The sequence below is a fragment of the Changchengzhania lutea genome (assembly GCF_006974145.1).
GTDB lineage: Bacteria > Bacteroidota > Bacteroidia > Flavobacteriales > Flavobacteriaceae > Changchengzhania > Changchengzhania lutea.
In genome coordinates, this window is the sequence record NZ_CP039456.1 from 2,421,293 (window position 1) to 2,439,336 (window position 18,044).

General features: G+C 34.8%; 12 protein-coding genes. 9 read left to right on the forward strand and 3 right to left on the reverse strand.

Annotated elements, in window-relative coordinates; all coding sequences use genetic code 11:
- Nucleotides 1-9 precede the first annotated feature (9 nt).
- Entirely contained in the window at nucleotides 10-1,680 is a 1,671-nt protein-coding gene (locus FAF07_RS10890; protein WP_142785137.1) for an alpha-amylase family glycosyl hydrolase, read from the forward strand.
- Between the two features lie 2 nt (nucleotides 1,681-1,682).
- The gene (locus FAF07_RS10895; protein ID WP_142786599.1) at nucleotides 1,683-3,797 is read left to right on the forward strand and encodes a glycoside hydrolase family 97 protein; all 2,115 of its coding nucleotides are present in this window, start codon (nucleotides 1,683-1,685) and stop codon (nucleotides 3,795-3,797) included.
- Between the two features lie 58 nt (nucleotides 3,798-3,855).
- Here FAF07_RS10895 and FAF07_RS10900 read toward each other — a convergent pair whose 3' ends face one another.
- On the reverse strand, nucleotides 3,856-4,278 hold the full coding sequence (locus FAF07_RS10900) for a hypothetical protein (RefSeq protein WP_142785138.1): 423 nt from the start codon (nucleotides 4,276-4,278) through the stop codon (nucleotides 3,856-3,858).
- Nucleotides 4,279-4,447: 169 nt separating this feature from the next.
- On the opposite strand from FAF07_RS10900, the gene FAF07_RS10905 reads away from it, so the two are divergent.
- Nucleotides 4,448-6,826 carry a GAF domain-containing protein gene (locus FAF07_RS10905; RefSeq protein ID WP_142785139.1) on the forward strand — a complete coding sequence of 793 codons (2,379 nt, stop codon included), beginning with the start codon at nucleotides 4,448-4,450 and terminating at the stop codon, nucleotides 6,824-6,826.
- Here the strand turns inward: FAF07_RS10905 and FAF07_RS10910 are convergent, their stop codons facing one another.
- Nucleotides 6,827-8,101: a Pycsar system effector family protein gene (locus tag FAF07_RS10910; protein ID WP_142785140.1), complete on the reverse strand. Its 1,275-nt coding sequence runs from the start codon at nucleotides 8,099-8,101 to the stop codon at nucleotides 6,827-6,829.
- 214 nt (nucleotides 8,102-8,315) lie between these two features.
- On the opposite strand from FAF07_RS10910, the gene FAF07_RS10915 reads away from it, so the two are divergent.
- The 3 genes from FAF07_RS10915 (at nucleotide 8,316) to FAF07_RS10925 (ending at nucleotide 14,639) form a co-directional block, all read left to right on the forward strand.
- Nucleotides 8,316-12,023: a metallophosphoesterase gene (locus FAF07_RS10915; protein WP_142785141.1), complete on the forward strand. Its 3,708-nt coding sequence runs from the start codon at nucleotides 8,316-8,318 to the stop codon at nucleotides 12,021-12,023.
- Between the two features lie 42 nt (nucleotides 12,024-12,065).
- Nucleotides 12,066-13,355: a DUF2254 domain-containing protein gene (locus tag FAF07_RS10920; RefSeq protein WP_142785142.1), complete on the forward strand. Its 1,290-nt coding sequence runs from the start codon at nucleotides 12,066-12,068 to the stop codon at nucleotides 13,353-13,355.
- Between the two features lie 180 nt (nucleotides 13,356-13,535).
- Nucleotides 13,536-14,639, forward strand: a complete 1,104-nt coding sequence (locus FAF07_RS10925) for an ISAs1 family transposase (RefSeq protein WP_142785143.1) — start codon at nucleotides 13,536-13,538, stop codon at nucleotides 14,637-14,639.
- A 111-nt stretch (nucleotides 14,640-14,750) separates the two neighbouring features.
- On the opposite strand, the gene FAF07_RS10930 is transcribed toward FAF07_RS10925, so the two are convergent.
- Complete coding sequence (locus tag FAF07_RS10930; RefSeq protein WP_142785144.1) at nucleotides 14,751-15,014, reverse strand: hypothetical protein; 264 nt, start codon at nucleotides 15,012-15,014, stop codon at nucleotides 14,751-14,753.
- A 268-nt stretch (nucleotides 15,015-15,282) separates the two neighbouring features.
- Between FAF07_RS10930 and FAF07_RS10935 the strand changes: the two genes are divergently transcribed.
- Genes FAF07_RS10935 through FAF07_RS10945 form a run of 3 tightly spaced genes read left to right on the forward strand, consistent with a single transcriptional unit; the run spans nucleotide 15,283 to nucleotide 18,040 of the window.
- Entirely contained in the window at nucleotides 15,283-16,146 is an 864-nt protein-coding gene (locus tag FAF07_RS10935; protein ID WP_142785145.1) for an acyl-CoA thioesterase, read from the forward strand.
- A 2-nt stretch (nucleotides 16,147-16,148) separates the two neighbouring features.
- Entirely contained in the window at nucleotides 16,149-16,832 is a 684-nt protein-coding gene (locus FAF07_RS10940) for a glycerophosphodiester phosphodiesterase (RefSeq protein ID WP_142785146.1), read from the forward strand.
- The gene (locus FAF07_RS10945) at nucleotides 16,829-18,040 is read left to right on the forward strand and encodes a BaiN/RdsA family NAD(P)/FAD-dependent oxidoreductase (protein ID WP_142785147.1); all 1,212 of its coding nucleotides are present in this window, start codon (nucleotides 16,829-16,831) and stop codon (nucleotides 18,038-18,040) included. The genes FAF07_RS10940 and FAF07_RS10945 overlap by 4 nt, the downstream gene beginning before the upstream one ends.
- Nucleotides 18,041-18,044 lie beyond the last annotated feature (4 nt).

An 18,044-nucleotide genomic window follows, 5' to 3' on the forward strand; every position in this document is an offset into this window, starting at 1 on the left:
TCATCGCATATGAAAATATTTCTAAAGGCATTTTCGGTTTTGCTGATACTCGTAAGCTGTAAAGAAAATACAAAACAGCATACGCAAGAATCACAAGATATATCCGCTCAAGAAACCCCTTTTTTGTGGGAAGCAGCGAGTATCTATTTCATGTTGACGGATCGGTTTAATAATGGAGATCCTTCAAATGATGTCAATTTTGAGCGTAACAAAAAAACTGGTAAACTAAGGGGTTTTGAAGGAGGAGATATAAAGGGTGTGATTCAGAAAGTAGAAGAGGGATATTTTACGGATTTAGGGGTGAATGCCATTTGGATGACACCCATTGTTGAGCAAATTCACGGCGGAACAAATGAAGGCACAGGAATAACGTATGGGTTTCATGGCTATTGGACTAAAGACTGGACGGCCTTAGATCCTAATTTTGGCACCAAAGCCGACTTAAAAAAACTTGTGGAAGTGGCACATGTTAAGGGCATCCGTATTGTGCTTGATGCGGTGATAAATCATACAGGACCAGTTACTACAAAAGATCCTGTATGGCCTGAATACTGGGTACGCGTGAGTCCAAAATGTGCATATGATACTTATGAGAATACCATTACATGCACTTTAGTGGATAATCTTCCAGATATAAAAACAGAACGTAATGACACGGTTAGTTTGCCTCCAAGCCTTATTCAAAAATGGAAAAGCGAAGGCCGTTATGAAGAAGAGGTCAATGAATTGGATGCCTTTTTTAGGCGAACGGGGTATCCAAGAGCACCGCGATTTTATATTATTAAATGGCTAACGGATTATATTACAGAGTTTGGTATTGATGGCTATAGAGCAGATACCGTAAAGCATACTGAGGAATATGTATGGCAAGAATTTAAAACTGAATGTGATTATGCATTCTCAAAATGGAAAGCAAACCATCCAGAACGTGTTCTAGATAATAATAATTTTTATCTAGTTGGTGAGGTTTATAATTACAATATTAGTTCGGGAAAGACATTTAATTTTAGTGATAAAGCAGTTAATTATTTTGACAATACGTTTCATAGCTTAATAAATTTCGAATTTAAATACGACGCCACGAAGACTTACGAAACTATTTTTTATAAATATTCAAAAGTGCTTAACACCGATTTAAAAGGCTATGGCACTTTAAACTATTTAAGCTCACATGACGATTCTAGTCCGTTCGACCCAAGTCGGGAAAAATCTTTTGAAACGGCCAATAAGTTATTGTTGTCTCCCGGAACGGCTCAAATTTATTATGGTGATGAATCAGCAAGATCTTTAATTATTGAGGGAACAAAAGGTGATGCCACTTTAAGATCTTTTATGAATTGGGATGATATAGCCAACAATGATGCAACAAAAACGGTCATGGCACATTGGCAAAAACTAGGACAGTTTAGAGCGAAGCATCCTGCGGTTGGCGCTGGTGTCCATCAAATGATTACTCAAAAACCCTATGTGTTTTATCGCAGTTATTCCAAAGGGGATTTTGACGATTTAGTAATTATTGGACTAGATTTAAATAAAGGAAACAAAACGCTGGACATATCACGAGTTTTTAAAAATGGAACGCTGCTGCATGATGCTTATTCCAAGCAAGATGTAGAGGTTAAAGATGGTGAGGTAACCTTAAGCTCTGAATTCACTGTTATGCTTCTTGAAAAAAAATAATGATGAAAAAACTGATTTTACTATTTATTTTGATAACGTCGCTGTCATGCAGTCCTAATGTAAATGAACGATTAGAAGTTAAATCTCCCAATTCTAATATAGTGTTGATGTTCGATGTCGATTCAAAAGGCAAACCCTTTTATAACACGACATTCAATAATCAAACTATTATAGACACGTCCTATTTAGGTTTTAAGCTGATAAATGCGAAGCCTTTAAATGAAGATTTTAAAGTTGTTAACTCGTCATCACGATCATTTAATGAAACTTGGGATATGCCATGGGGAGAGCAATTACATGTAGTTAATCATTATAATGAATTAAAAGTAGAGCTTCAAGAAACCTCTCAAACACATAGAAAGCTAAACATTGTTTTTAGGATTTATGACGATGGCTTAGGTTTTCGATATGAATTCCCAGAACAAGAACAGTTTAAAGAAGTATTAATTAAAGAAGAGAACACGCAGTTTAATTTAACCAAAGACTATGAAACATTCTGGATTCCAGGTGACTGGGATAGTTATGAGCATCTGTATAATACAACGAAGCTTTCAGAAATAAATGCATTAAAATTTGCAAAACACAAAGATTTAGCACAATCTTCTATTCCAGTAAATGCAGTTAATACGCCAGTGACAATGGTTAGTGATAAGGGTGTTCATTTGAGTTTCCATGAGGCCGCTTTAGTTGATTATTCAGGTATGACTTTAATGGTTGATACCGAAAATCTAAGGTTAAAAAGCAACTTAGTGGGTTCAATAAACACCGATTATAAAGTAAAAAGAAGTTTGCCGTTTGAAACGCCTTGGCGAACCATTCAAATTACAGATAATGCACCAGATTTAATTGCATCAAATTTAATAGTGAACTTGAATGAACCCAATGCCTTAGGTGATGTTTCGTGGTTTATACCCATGAAATATACAGGGGTTTGGTGGGAAATGCACTTGGGGAAATCCTCATGGGATTATGGTATGACTTTAGATGCCAATGGAGCTTGGGTAGACACAGGGAAAGCACATGGAAAACACGGAGCAACAACAGAAAACGTTAAGCGATTTATTGATTTTTCAGCAAAAAATAATATAAAGGGCGTATTGGTTGAAGGCTGGAATACGGGATGGGAGCATTGGATTGGTTTTGAAGATAGAGAGGGCGTCTTTGATTTTGTAAGCCCATATCCAGATTATGATTTATATGAGGTCGTACGCTATGGTAAAGAAAAGGGTGTTGATATCATTATGCACCATGAAACCTCTGCGGCTACAGAAACTTATGAAAAACAGCAAGATACGGCCTATGCCTTAATGCAAAGATTGGGAATTCACGCCGTAAAATCAGGTTATGTTGGTAAAATTTTGCCTAAAGGCGAGTATCACCACGGACAATACATGGTAAACCAATATAATAGAGCGGCAATAAAAGCAGCTAAATACCAAATTGCTGTGAATGCCCATGAACCAATAAAAGCTACCGGTTTAAGAAGAACGTATCCTAATATAATTTCACGTGAAGGATTACGAGGTCAAGAATTTAACGCCTGGTCTACAGACGGCGGAAACCCACCTGAACATTTACCAATAGTAGCGTTCACAAGAATGCTTTCAGGTCCCATTGATTTTACTCCAGGGATTTTCAATATTAAATTTAATGAATATAAAGACAGCAATCAGGTAAACAACACTTTAGCACAGCAGTTAGCCCTGTACGTGGTGATTTATAGCCCAATACAAATGGCGGCAGATTTGGTTGAACATTACGAGGCTAACCCAGAACCACTACAATTTATAAAAGATGTTGGTGTAGATTGGGAAAAAACGATAGTTTTGAATGGCGCCGTTGGCGATTACGTAACGATTGCCAGAAAAGAACGTAAAACAGGCGATTGGTTTATTGGCGGTATAACTGATGAAAATGCACGGGTTCTTGATTTAAATTTAGATTTCTTGGATGAAGGGCAAGAATATACAGCAGTTATTTATAAAGATGGAGAAAACGCCCATTGGAACTCTAATCCTTTAGATATTAGTATTGAAACTATTGAGGTTAATAAAACATCTAAACTTAAAGTAAAATTAGCCCCAGGAGGAGGGTTTGCTATGAGTTTAAAGAAATAAAAAGCTCCTCAATAAAACATTGAGAAGCCCTTCAATTTGAGTTAGTCACTTATTTAATTTATTCAGAACCACTGAACTTGCTATAAACCAGACTAGCAAGAATACCCATAATAATATAGAATACTATATAAATAATGGCGTTTATAATGGTGCCAGATAAATCCAATAGATTAGAAGTCGCGTGATCAATTAATCCGCCACCAAGCCCAATTAATAGGGCTAACCATATTCCAAATTGCGCACCATGTGACACATTGTGTGTGCCTCTTGCCCATTTTGAATATATGGTGGAGAAAGCAAACCCACCAATCAGGCACCCAATTCCAAGTATTACCATATTCGGCATGTCTCTCATAAGACCAGCAATTAAGGTGTGGTCTTCTAGCATGGGCTCACCTATTAAGCCCCATAGCAACCAGCCACCTAAAAAGCCCCAAAGCGCAGTTACAAGCGTTGCGATTAAATTAGTTTTTGAAAACATATTGATAGTTTAGTTATTGATTATACGGTTAAAATTATTCTAAATTATCATATTCATAAATAAATCATAAAATAATTACGAACAATTTAATATGTAATTAAGTTAATAACTCTCCGACCAATAGTAATTATTACTATTTTTATAACATTAAAAAAAGAATTTCCAAAAAATGTACAATCTGCAAGAATCGCCCATGCAAATTTCCATAAGTTTTAATAAACTTATGGAGCATTATGAGGCTATGGCAAAAGGTAATAACCAGTTTGCTGCTATCAAGGCGCAACATATTTTAGATGTACAAAAACCTTATCCTGTTCTTAGGGATGGGTTTTCAGATTTTTCCTTGTTGGAAAAATATAAAGAAGAAATTGGTGTTATTCTTCAAGACACGTTTAGTCCAGTATTAACCAATAATGAAATTAAGGCAGCGTCTGCACCTTTTCAAAATATTATTTTTAATAGTTCAGAACGATTTAAAAATATTATTAAAGCAGCTGGAGATGACTTTGAGTTGCAGATAAAAAACATGCCCGAAGATGACACCTATATTATTGCATGTGGTATTATCTTAAACTTCTGCTATGGGTACAATCTTAATTTTAAACGGCCTTTCTATTACGAAATACCAGATGCAAATGGTGTGACAAGGTTTTATAAAATTCTTTATAATGCCGACTTTACTGAAATAATCCCTACTGAAAAAGCTATTAAAATCACTAAAGAGGATTATGATGAATTGATTGATGATTTTGAAAACATTGAGCTGTGGAAAGAAAAATTTCCACCAAATAGTTATATTTTTAAAGGATTTGTGATTTCTAATATATTCGATATTACCGATGATCAGTCTATTTCGAATATAAAATCGAACCTCATTGGAGAAAACAAGCATAAGGACCAAAACTTTATAAATAATTTCCAGGAAGTGTTTCGATCGCTTTTCGGAATCAAGGATCTTCGTGTTGGCTTTTCAATTTATAATCAAGAGGATGATGTTTTTGAGCACGTTTATGGCGAGGGCATGATTAGTTTTCTGTTAAATGGATTAGAAAATGTGGATTGTAATCAGGCATTGTGCGGTTGGTCATATGATAGATTATTGAAAGAGAATAAATACTTTTCAATTTCAGATGTTGACAAATCCTTTACTAGGTCAAAAGGTAAAGCACCACATATTAAAGCGCTACAAGAACAGGGTATTAAGAGTGCTATTTTTGCCCCTATAGCCAATGACAAAGGGCTAATGGGGATTTTAGAGATAGTCTCTCAGGAGCCTAAAGTACTCAATAGTATTAATGCAGTGAAGTTAGTTGATGTGATGCCATTTATCGTATCGGCCGTAGAGCGCTCAAAGAACGAAGAAAAAAATTTAATACGGTCCATAATACAACAGGAATGTACATCTATACACCCAAGTGTGTCTTGGAAATTTGAAAAAGCTGCCAAACAGTTTATTATAGATAGAGACCATCTAGGCGATAAAAAAGCGTCTTTTAAAAATATTGTTTTTAAAGATGTGTATCCTTTATTTGGACAAATTGATGTTAAAGGCTCTTCTGAAGCTAGGAATCTAGCCACTCAAAAAGATTTAGCTTTGCAGTTGTCGGTTATTGAAAAGATTATTAAAAAAATTTCAAAAGAAGATAAATTGCCAATTTATGACCAGATTAGATTTCAAATTGAAAATTTCAATGCAGAACTGGCAGATGATTTTAAAGTAAGTAGTGAACACCTTTTAACTGGGTTTTTTAAACAAGAGATTAAACCACTGTTTAAATTCCTTTTAGAAAAAAATACCATTGTAAAAGACGATATAACAGACTATTTCAATAAAATTGATGCCGATTTGGATTTAATTTATTTCTATAGAAAACATTACGATGACACGATTGCACTAATAAATAAAAACATGTCAGGCGTGTTAGATGAAAAGCAGGTAGAAGTCCAAGCCATGTATCCACATTTTTTTGAACGTTTTAAAACGGACGGGGTAGAGCATAATATGTACATTGGTGAATCTATCACCAAAGAGCATAGTTTTAATCCTATTTATTTATATAATTTGAGGCTCTGGCAATTACAAGTGATGTGTGAAATGGAAAATCATTTCTATCAGAATCAAAGTGATTATCCAATAAGTTTAGACGTGGCGTCTATGATTCTAGTATTCAACCAACCCTTGTCTATTAGGTTTAGAATGGATGAAAAACAATTTGATGTAGACGGTACGTATAATGCCAGATATGAAGTGGTTAAAAAGCGTGTGGATAAAGCTTTGATAAAAGGAACGGAAGAACGAATTACCACCAAGGGAAAAATCAGTATAATTTACTCCCAAAAAGAAGACGAAATGGAATACTTAAAATATGTGAAATTTCTTCAGTCAAAAAATATGTTGGCCGATGATATAGAGTTATTGGAGTTACAGGATTTACAGGGCGTTACTGGGCTTAAGGCCATTCGCATAGGTCTAATTTATGAAACTAATATTGGCGAAGAAAAATCGTTTTACACTTACAGTGACTTAATGAAGACCTTAAAGGCCTAATTAACCTAATCTATAAGTTTTATTAAGTTCTGGTGTCACCACATCTATTTGCATGGATGTGGGATCTGTTGGTAACACATCTTTTAATTCTGCTCCAGGATGAGTTTTTAATGCCACTCCAAATGCGATTACAGAAACAATCATGCCTGTCATGAAAATGGTGTACGTTACTCTAAGAATACGATATTTTCGTTCTAACACTTTACCAAGAAAATATAAATCCTTAGTTAGACTACTATAGACGTAATCTTTATCTTTTATCAATTCATTGACTGCCCATTCATATTCCTTGAGTTCCATTTTATGAAAATTACCAAAGAACGTCAGGTTCACATCTTTATTGGCAACATCTTCTTTGGTGAACTCCCCACTTGTAACATTGGGTCTTGTCGCAATAATAGATAATACCATAGAGATAACACAGGACAGTGTAAAAATGGCTGTAGGGTAAATCAAATAGGCATTAGTGTCTAATTTTGAAATAAGGTTGGCCAATACCAACGAAATGATAATGGCATTTACAGACAGTAATATATTGGCTTTGGTGTCTGCAATATCACTTAACTTTATATGATTTCTTAAAGCCACTCTATAAAACGTTTGAATCCCACGCTCAGGACTTGCGTTTTTGTATTGTGCTTTAAATTTGGCCTTCATCTCCTCTGTCTTCATTTTGCTCTTTGCCTTTTTCTTGGTTTTTATAAGTTTAGATAAATTCTTTTCCTTTCGAGGTTGCCAATTTTTCAAAGCATAATCTGTATAAAATTCATGCTTCTTAGAAAGAACTTTTATATTCTCATCAAGCCATTCAGAAGGCGAATAGGTTTTAATCCCCTGTATTTCTAATTCTTTTCTTAAGAATTCGCTTGCCTCTGGAAAGTATTTTTTTCCAAAATGAGAAGCATCAGCATCTCTAATAATTTTACCCAAATGTGTACTAGGAGAGTCTTTAAACTTGGTTTCCATAATACATTTTTCAACCTCATTAATGGTGGCTTCCTCAACTTTGTTTTCTTTTAAAAAGTCATCTGCAATTTTTACACTTTCCTCTTCATGTCCATCTCTAACTTTAGTATATCCAGTATCATGAAGTAGAGCAGCAAGTTGTAGAACTAGTGCATCATGCTCATTAATATCGCTATTTTCGATAATCTCTCTAGTACTTTTTAAAACACGTTCGGTATGTGTATGATTGTGATAAAGAAAGGTGTTATCCAAATCGTTTTTAAATAAATCAAAGACAAACTTTTCGGTTTTTTCAATAATATTAGACATGCTGAAGATTTTTTAAAAATTGTAATGCAAAATACAGAAAAATTAGTCACAAATATTAACCTTATCAAAATTAAAAGTAGTTGTAACCAAATATTTCAATATTTAGGTTTTCGTTGTATCTTAGAAACCTGAGATTATCGAGGTAAATATTTAACCGAATGAAGTAAACATACCGTAAGATTGCTTTATCTTTATTTTTTTAAAAGACAACTAAATGAAACATATTATTAAATATTTTACAGGCATTTTACTAATTGTTCTAATCCATTCTTGTGCTACCTATGAACCACAATATGCCAATGAAGAAGACAAGCAGAATATATTCCCTGAAAAAGAAATTGATAAAACATTTTATTTAATTGGAGACGCTGGTTTATCACCACAAGACGGTATGTCATTAGCACTAACAGCTTTTAATAAACATATTGAAGGCAAGAAAACAAAAAATGACTACACGCTTTTTTTAGGGGACAATATTTATCCTGCTGGATTACCAGACAAAGGAGAAGAGGGAAGGTCCAGTGCGGAAAATGCATTAGAGGCACAAGCAAAATCTGTTAAAGGCTTTAAGGGAGAAACCATTTTTATTCCAGGGAATCACGATTGGTACGCAGGCGGATTAAAAGGATTAAAGCGTGAAGAAAAATATGTTGATGATTTATTGGGAAAAAACACATTTCAACCCGAAGATGGCTGCCCGCTTAAAAGTATTGATGTTAGTGAAACCATACAATTAATTATTATTGACACCCAATGGTATTTAGAAAATTGGAATCAGCATCCAACTATGAACGACGAGTGCGAAATTAAAACCAGAGCACGGTTTTTTGAAGAAATAGAAGGTGAATTAAAAAAGGCACAAAATAAAACGACCGTTTTTGCCATGCATCACCCCATGTATACCAATGGTTCGCATGGTGGTAAATATGCTTTGAAAAAACATTTGTACCCGTTTCAGAGTAAAACGCCACTTCCAGGAATTGCATCGTTTATAACACAACTTAGGACCCAAGGTGGTGTCTCCATTCAAGATCGATATAACGAAAGTTACCATGAATTAATGAGTCGTTTAGAAACCATGACTTTTGGTGCTGATAATATTGTATTCGTTTCGGGGCATGAGCATACCTTGCAGTACATAGAAAATAAAGGCATTAAGCAAATTGTTTCAGGTTCTGGTGCTAAGGCGTCTTTTGCGGAGTTGAGTGATAACGGCTTGTTTTCATCAGGAGAACAAGGTTTTGTGGAGCTTACTATCTTTAAGGACGGAAGCAGTTGGGTAAAATATTTTGGTGAGGAAAATGGCGAACCTAAATTATTATTTCAAAAAGAGGTTTATCCTCCAACTGAGTATTTTGATGTTTCGCATTTACCAAATGCCTTTCCACAAGAAGTTGAAGTGTCTATTTATTCAGAGGAAGAAACTGAGAAAACAGATTTTTTTAAATCGGTTTGGGGTGATCGTTACAGAGAGGTCTATGGCACCAAGATAAAAGCAAAAGTAGCAACCATCGACACGTTATACGGTGGCTTGGAAGTGGTAAGAAAGGGTGGTGGCCACCAAACACGTTCACTGCGTTTAATAACAAAAGACGGAAAGGAATTAAATATGAGGGCACTCAGAAAAAGTGCGACACAGTATCTGCAGTCCGTTATTTTTAAAGACACCTATATTCAGGATGACTTTGAAAAAACAGCTATAGAAAGTTTAATTTTAGACTTTTATACGGCAGCACATCCCTATGCATTTAGTGTAGTTCCAGATTTATCGGATGCCGCTAAGATTTATCATACCAATCCAAAACTATATTATATCCCAAAGCATAAAGCACTAGGGGATTATAACACGGAATATGGCGGGGAGCTGTATATGATTGAAGAACGCCCGGAAGAAGCTTATACAAATGAAAGGAACTTTGGTTACGCCGATGATATTGAAAGTACGCATGATATTATTGAAAAAAGTCGCGAAGATGAAAAATATAAAATCGATGAAAATGCCTTTGTAAGGGCAAGATTATTTGATATGCTTATAGGGGATTGGGACAGACACCAGGATCAATGGCGTTGGGCACAGTTTGATATGGAAAATGGAGACAAGTATTTTAGACCTATTCCTAGAGACCGAGATCAAGTTTTTTCAAATTTTGATGGCGCTTTATTGGGGATTATGAAAATTATTTCTGGTTCTACAAAACAACTTCAAGTTTATGACGAAGAGCTAAAAGATATTGAATGGATGAACAGTGCTGGTATTAAACTAGATCGTGTTATGGTTCAGCAAGCCGATAAAGAAACATGGTTAAAGCACGCCAAGTTTCTTCAAGAAAATGTAACTGATGACGTTATTGACAAGGCCTTTTTAAAAGTACCTGAAGAAGTACGAGACGAAACACTTCAAGAAATAAAAGAAAAGCTTAAAGGTAGGCGTGGAAACCTTCAAGACATTGCAACTCGCTATTATAATTACTTAAATGAACTTGTGATATTAACAGGAACTGATAAAGACGATTATATCGAGGTTACACGAGTAGGTGATAAAGAAACCAATATTAAAATTTCTAGAATTAAAGATGGTGAGAAAGGGGAAGTTATCGTTGATAAGACCTTCAATAAAGACATCACAAAGGAAATCTGGATTTATGGATTAGATGACAAAGATGTTTTTGAAGTCACTGGACAAGCGAACAATTTAATTTTTACAAGACTTATAGGGGGTCAGGAAAATGACACCTATATTATAAAAAACGGTAGACGCATAAAGGTGTATGACCATGAAAGTAAAAAGAATACCGTTCAAGAAAACAATGGTGCTAAAATTAGAATGACCGATGTGTACAACTTGAATCTGTTTGACTTTAATAAAAACATTGTAAGAAATGGCGTTATTACACCGGCCATTGGGTTTAATCCAGACGATGGCTTTTTATTAGGGCTGTCCATGGTTAAAACAACCAATGGGTTTCAGCGAAATCCATTTTCCCAACAACATAGATTTAAAGGTGGATATTATTTTGCAACCAAAGGCTTCTCCTTAAATTATGATGGCGAATTTGCTAACATCATGAATGACTGGAATTTACACATCGGCGGACAATTTACCACCGAAAATTTCACGAATAACTTTTTTGGCTATGGTAATGAAACGGTGAACAATGATGATGAATTAGATTTAGATTACAACAGGGTTAAAACAAGTATCCTTGCAGCCAAGGTTGGGATTCTTAAAAAAGGGAGCTTTGGTAGTGATTATGGCTTTAGAGTCTTATTAGAAGGTATTAAAATTGATGAAACACCAGACAGATTTATCTCTACTTTCATGCCGTTAACTAATGAGGAGTTTTATGAAAGACGTTTCTTTGGGGCTATTGAGTCAGAATTTAATTATGCCAGTTTTGATAATGCCATAAACCCAGCTAAGGGGATGACCTTTCTTTTAACCATTGGTGGTAAAACCGAGTTTAAGGAAACTAAAAATACCTATGGTTATTTAAATTCTAACCTTGGCTTTTATAATTCTTTGTCTACAAACAAACAATTAGTTCTAAAAACAGATGTTAGAACTCAAATACGCGTCGGTGATGACTTGTTATTTTATCAAGCGGCAAATATTGGAGGCAAGAACGGGTTAAGAGGGTTTAGGACTGAACGCTTCACAGGTAGAAATTCATTTGTGGGAAGTGCAGATGTGCGTTATAGTTTCCCATCTTTTAAAACAAATACACTGCCGTTGCAAATTGGGATTTTTACTGGTTTTGATGTAGGTAGAGTATGGGTAAAAAATGATCCTTCTAAAAAATGGCACAACGATTATGGAGGTGGTTTTTGGGTAACTGCCGCAGAGAGTTTATCAGGGACATTCAACTTTTTTAATAGTGAAGAAGGTTTAAGGTTCTCGTTTGGATTTGGTCTTGATTTCTAATACTGTAAAATTGGCCATTTACTTTTTTAACCTATTAAATTTATGAAAGGAAATTTCCATAAGGTTTTTGATTATATTTTTAAGTTGGAAAGTAAAATAGCTTTTTATCCAACTCTTATAAGTTTGGCAGGTTTTCTGTTTGCCTTCTTTATGTATTATATTGAAAATCTCGATGTATCAAAGTATCTCGTTGAAAATGTACCGTGGCTCGTCATAAATAATGTCGATACCGCTAGAATTATACTAGCAACCTTTGTTGCAGGTCTTATCTCTATCATGGTTTTTAGTTTTTCTATGGTAATGATTTTACTCAGTCAAGCATCAAGCAATTTTTCACCTAGAGTTTTACCGGGTCTTATCTCCAACAGAAGACACCAAATTATTTTGGGAATCTACAACTCCTGTTTGTTGTATTGTATATTTACGTTAATAGCCATCGAACCCACTGGAGATAAATACCAGCTCCCCGGATTTTCTGTGCTGTTGGCCATTGTTTTTATGACACTTTGCCTGGGCGCTTTTATATATTTTATCCATTCCATATCCCAAGAAATCCAAATCAATAATATTATGAGTGCTATCTTTAATAAGGCTAAAGGTAGACTTAATAGGTTGATTGAATCTGAAAAGGATACCTCTGCAAAATTTCCAGATGCTTCGAATTGGCAGGTTATAAAATCGCCAACTTCTGGCTATCTTGAAGACATAAGTTTATTGACCATTTATAATGAAATATCTCAGAATGATATAAAAGCAGATATTTTAGTTTATAAGGGCGATTATATTTTTAAGGACGCTCCGCTACTAAATATCGAGAAAAAATTAGACGAAGAAGCCACTAATAATTTGCTGTCTGCCTTTGATTTTTCAAAGAGTGAATTGATAGAAGACAATTATGTATTGGCATTTAAACAAACTACCGAAATTACAGTAAAAGCGATGTCACCAGGTATTAATGATCCTGGAACTGCCGTAAATGCTATAGATTATCTTACCGAGCTTTTTCTATTGCGCATGCAAAAAAAGGATACGAGTTATTATTACGATGCATCTGGAGTGGCTTGGATTCATATTAAGAGTGTCGATTTTAAAACCTTGCTCTACACGGTCATGGCATCGTTAAGAACGTATTGCAAGCACGATGTCATTATAGTTCAGAAATTGTTTGGCATGCTAAAGTATTTGCTGAATTGTGCCGACTGTATTAATAATACTTATAAAGAAAGTGTCAAGGTAGAAGTAGAAAGCCTTTACCAAGATGCTTCAAGCGCTATCGAAAATGAAAACGATTTGGCACTGATTAAAGCTTCAATGGATACTTTTGTAGTATAAATTTTCTTCTAACATGATGGTGGGTCAATTAACTACAGGGCAAACTCACACTTTTTTCAGCCATTTTGTTTACTTAAAAACACACTTAATTATCTGATATTTAGTTAGATAGCTGTTGTTTTTCATTTTAAATTATTGTATATTATACTGATAATCAATAATTTAAGTGTTTTAAAAACAATGAACAAATTCAAGTCTATATTCAGTAAGATAAACGATCCTAGAAGCGATATAAACAAGCTTCATAACTTAGAAGACATCCTTCTTATTGGTATAATTAGTGTGATTTGTGCGGCAGATTCATGGAAAGATATGGAAACTTATGCCAAAGCAAAAGTAGATTTTTTGCGTTCATTTCTTGATTTGCCAAATGGTACGCCCTCTGATGACACCTTTAACCGAGTGTTCTCTTCCATTGATTCAGAACAATTTGAAACCTGTTTTATAGATTGGGTCTCTAATTTGATTGATATAACGGCTGGCGAGGTTATTCCCATTGATGGTAAAACCTTGAGAGGTGCTAAATCTAATGGTAAGAAATCCCCTTTTCACATGGTAAGTGCTTGGGCAAGCAAAAACAATATGGTTTTAGGACAGGTCAAGGTTTCTGAAAAATCCAATGAAATTACGGCCATACCAAAACTACTGGAACTAATTACTGTAAAAGGATGTGTAGTTACCATTGATGCCATGGGCTGTCAAAAGGCTATTGCAGAAACTATTATTAAACAAGAAGCAGATTACATCTTAGCTGTAAAAGAAAACCAAAAGCAATTGCATCAAGATATTCTAGACGAATTTCGCTTTGGCAAGACTATAGATAGCCATACCGATGAAGATCTGGGACACGGCAGGATAGAAACACGAAAATGTAGTGTTATCAATGACTTTAAATTTATTGAAGACCAAGATAAATGGACAGGGCTGGAAAGTATAGTAAAAGTAGAAAGTATTAGAGAATTTAAAAACTCCGACAAGCCAACAGAAACAGCTACAAGATATTATATATCAAGTGTGAAAACAGATGCAAAAGCACTACAGAAAATGATACGCTTACATTGGGGAATTGAAAACAAACTACATTGGGTACTCGATGTGGCTTTCTCTGAAGACGCCTCAAGAAAAAGAGCTGGTAATGCTGCCCAAAATTTCTCTATACTAAGCAAAATTGCACTAAACTTGCTAAGAAAAGATAAACAAACCAAGCAAGGACTAAAAGGAAAAAGGCTAAAAGCGGCTTACAATAACAACTATCTTATTAAGATCTTAGGAATAAAAGTGTGAGTTTGCCCTGCAATTAACTACAGAATCCACATGACTTTATTTTTTATCTATACTAATTCTTTTTAAGTAATTATGTCTACGTAATGTAAGAAGGTCTTTTCAGAATTACAATTACAAAGAAAGTAATACAACAATGACTATACGGTTTAATGGAAATGTCATAAATTGCCTTCTGTTAAAAATTTGATTGTCACAAAAGTTGGATACGTCCATTTTATCACTTATAATGGTATTGAACTCATCTTGACTTTTTGTGTTTAACCGAATCCGATGGCTATCGGGAGAGATGAAATTTGTCCAGATTAGGCACTTTTTGAAAGCCATAGCATCGCTACGGATAAAAAAAGCAACGAAATATGGGTAGATTTCGGCCATTTTTTAGGAAATAGAAAAAGTCAAGATGAGTTCATTGTAATTCTAACAAATAACAGTGAACTGGTTTAAACTTTTTGGATTATAGCGAAAATTAGACATTTTGTGACCAGTTGAAGGCTTTTATTTGTTGCATAGCATCGCTACGGAACTAAAAAAAGGCGAAAAATGGGTGCAAAAGGACCATTTTTTAGTCAATCATAAAAATTTAAACCAGTCACTATAAAAACGCCTTTAGTTTTAATAAAATCTAGGATATAGTTTAAAATATATGACTACAGTAAACGATTTATTAAATCTTTTAGTTTTAGAAAAAACTAATGAGAATGAATTTAATGGTATTAGTAAATCCGTTGGCAGCCCCATAGTGTTTGGAGGCCAGGTTTTAGCGCAAGCTATAAACGCAGCCAGTAGAACGATTACTAACAAACGGGTCCTACATTCAATGCATTCGTATTTTTTAGAAGCTGGCGATTTAGAATGTCCAATTACTTATAACGTGAGTGTGGTGCGAGATGGCGGGAGTTTTTCAGTACGTAGGGTTACAGCGCATCAAAAAGGGAATACCATATTTATACTATCGGCGTCTTTTCATAAGCCAGAGATGGGATATGATCATCAAATTGAAATGAAACCAAATTTAAAGCAACCAGAAGACTTATTAAGTTGGACTGATATGCTCAGGAAATATGGCAATATCATACCAAAAGGACTCAAGGCATTTTTTGAAATAGAACGCCCTGTAGATTTTAAACCAGCTGAGTTTGTAAATCCTTTGGAGAAAAAAAATTTACCACCTTATTATGATGTTTGGTTTAAACTTAAAGGCAACATGACTGATTTAGATTTAGCAACTAAACAACAAATTTTAACCTACGTTTCAGATTATAATATTTTGGTATCTGCCCTTAACCCACATGCCAGTATAGCCCACTGGGGAAACACACAGACCGCAAGTTTAGATCATTCCATGTGGTATTTTAGAGAATTTGATTTCAGTGATTGGCTGCTTTTTTCAATGGAATCTCCAAGTACTTCAAGTGCAAGAGGCTTTGCCAGAGGGAATATTTTTACTAGAGATGGAAAACTAATAGCATCTGTAACACAAGAAGGTTTAATGCGACCGAAAAATTAAGTATGAATAAAATTTTAAAAATTGGACATCGAGGAGCAAAAGGACACATTACTGAAAATACGTTGGAGTCCATTCAAAAAGCTTTAGATTTAGGAGTTGACGGCGTAGAAATAGATGTGCATTTATGCGCCTCTGGAGAATTGGTTGTTTTTCATGACTTTACTTTAGATAGAATGACTAATGGCAGTGGCGAAGTAGCAAAACATACACTCAATGAGTTAAAAAAGGTTAAGGTTAAAGGGAATTATAAAATCCCAACATTATCTCAAGTATTGGCTTTTGTTGATAAAAGATGTCTGATTAATATTGAATTAAAAGGACAAAACACAGCTAAAGAAGCATGCAGGCTAATAAAATTCTACATTGATAAGAAAGGCTTGGGGTATGATGATATTTTAGTATCCAGTTACCAACCAACTTTATTAGAGACCGTATATAATTTGAATAAGAATATCCCATTAGGCGTTCTTACCCATACAAATTTGGAAGAAGCCGTTGCTCTCGCTCAAAAAGTAAAAGCACGTACTATCCACCCAGACCATACCATGTTGAGTAAAGATATTGTAGAGGAGTTGCAGAAGGATTACAAAGTGTTTACTTATACGGTTAACAATTTGAAGCCTATTGCACGTATGAAAGAATATGGGGTAGACGCTATTATTTCCGATTTTCCTAATAGATTATGATCAAAAGGGATGTTATTATTGTTGGCGGAGGAGCGGCAGGTTTTTTTGCAGCCATCAATATAGCAGAACAAAATCCAGAATTGAAAGTTGCTATTCTAGAGCGTGGAAAAGAGGTGCTTGCCAAAGTTAAAGTATCGGGTGGGGGCCGTTGTAATGTGACACACGCCGAATTTGTGCCTTCAGACTTGGTATTGAATTACCCCCGTGGTGAAAAGGAATTACTAGGCCCTTTCCATCAATTTATGACGGGTGATACTATGGAATGGTTTGAAAAACGCGGTGTGACATTAAAGATTGAAGATGATGGGCGAATGTTTCCTGTTTCCAATTCATCACAAACCATTATTGATTGTTTTTTAAATGAAGCCGAAAAGTATAGTGTAGAGATCTTCTACAATCATTCAGTAAAATCACTTAAAAAGATAGATGAATTATTTCAGATTGAAACTTCCCAGGAACATTTTTCATCAGAAAAAACATTAATGGCAACTGGGAGTAATCCAAAAATATGGAAGCTTTTGGAAGCTTTAGGCCACACGGTTTCCCAACCTGTACCATCCTTGTTTACTTTCAATGTAAAAGATGATCGTATTAAAGATATTCCAGGTGTTGTGGCTTTAAATGTTGAGGTAAAAGTTGTAAATACCGATTTATGCAGTGAAGGGCCATTGCTTATTACACATTGGGGATTTAGCGCACCAGCTATATTAAAACTTTCCGCTTTTGGAGCCTTAGATCTGGCAAAACGAGATTATAAATTTCAAATAGAAGTGAATTTTATAAGACAAACCTTTGATGACTGTTTGGAATGTTTAAAAGCATCAAAAAAAGATTTGGCTAAAAAGACGGTATTTAAATCTACACATTTTGAATTACCAAAACGCCTTTGGCATCAATTGGTTTTAGCTTCAGGAATTGACGAGCAAACACGTTGGGCAGATTTAAACAAACAGCAATTAGAAGCATTAACAAGTCAGTTAACCCAAGCCATTTTTAATGTAGATGGTAAAAGTACCTTTAAAGAAGAATTTGTAACTGCTGGCGGGGTAAATCTTAAAGAAATCAATTTTAAAACCTTTGAAAGTAAACGAATTAAGAATCTATATTTTGCAGGGGAAGTATTAAATATCGATGCCGTTACTGGAGGATTTAATTTTCAAAATGCATGGACCGGAGGCTACATTGCAGCAAAGGCTATTTCGAAATAATTTA

Excerpts from the sequence above, each read along its gene's own strand:
- FAF07_RS10890 (WP_142785137.1), top strand. The coding sequence starts at position 10 with ATGAAAATATTTCTAAAGGCATTTTCGGTTTTGCTGATACTCGTAAGC.
- FAF07_RS10895 (WP_142786599.1), top strand. The coding sequence starts at position 1,683 with ATGAAAAAACTGATTTTACTATTTATTTTGATAACGTCGCTGTCATGC.
- FAF07_RS10900 (WP_142785138.1), bottom strand. The coding sequence starts at position 4,278 with ATGTTTTCAAAAACTAATTTAATCGCAACGCTTGTAACTGCGCTTTGG.
- FAF07_RS10905 (WP_142785139.1), top strand. The coding sequence starts at position 4,448 with ATGTACAATCTGCAAGAATCGCCCATGCAAATTTCCATAAGTTTTAAT.
- FAF07_RS10910 (WP_142785140.1), bottom strand. The coding sequence starts at position 8,101 with ATGTCTAATATTATTGAAAAAACCGAAAAGTTTGTCTTTGATTTATTT.
- FAF07_RS10915 (WP_142785141.1), top strand. The coding sequence starts at position 8,316 with ATGAAACATATTATTAAATATTTTACAGGCATTTTACTAATTGTTCTA.
- FAF07_RS10920 (WP_142785142.1), top strand. The coding sequence starts at position 12,066 with ATGAAAGGAAATTTCCATAAGGTTTTTGATTATATTTTTAAGTTGGAA.
- FAF07_RS10925 (WP_142785143.1), top strand. The coding sequence starts at position 13,536 with ATGAACAAATTCAAGTCTATATTCAGTAAGATAAACGATCCTAGAAGC.
- FAF07_RS10930 (WP_142785144.1), bottom strand. The coding sequence starts at position 15,014 with ATGGCCGAAATCTACCCATATTTCGTTGCTTTTTTTATCCGTAGCGAT.
- FAF07_RS10935 (WP_142785145.1), top strand. The coding sequence starts at position 15,283 with ATGACTACAGTAAACGATTTATTAAATCTTTTAGTTTTAGAAAAAACT.
- FAF07_RS10940 (WP_142785146.1), top strand. The coding sequence starts at position 16,149 with ATGAATAAAATTTTAAAAATTGGACATCGAGGAGCAAAAGGACACATT.
- FAF07_RS10945 (WP_142785147.1), top strand. The coding sequence starts at position 16,829 with ATGATCAAAAGGGATGTTATTATTGTTGGCGGAGGAGCGGCAGGTTTT.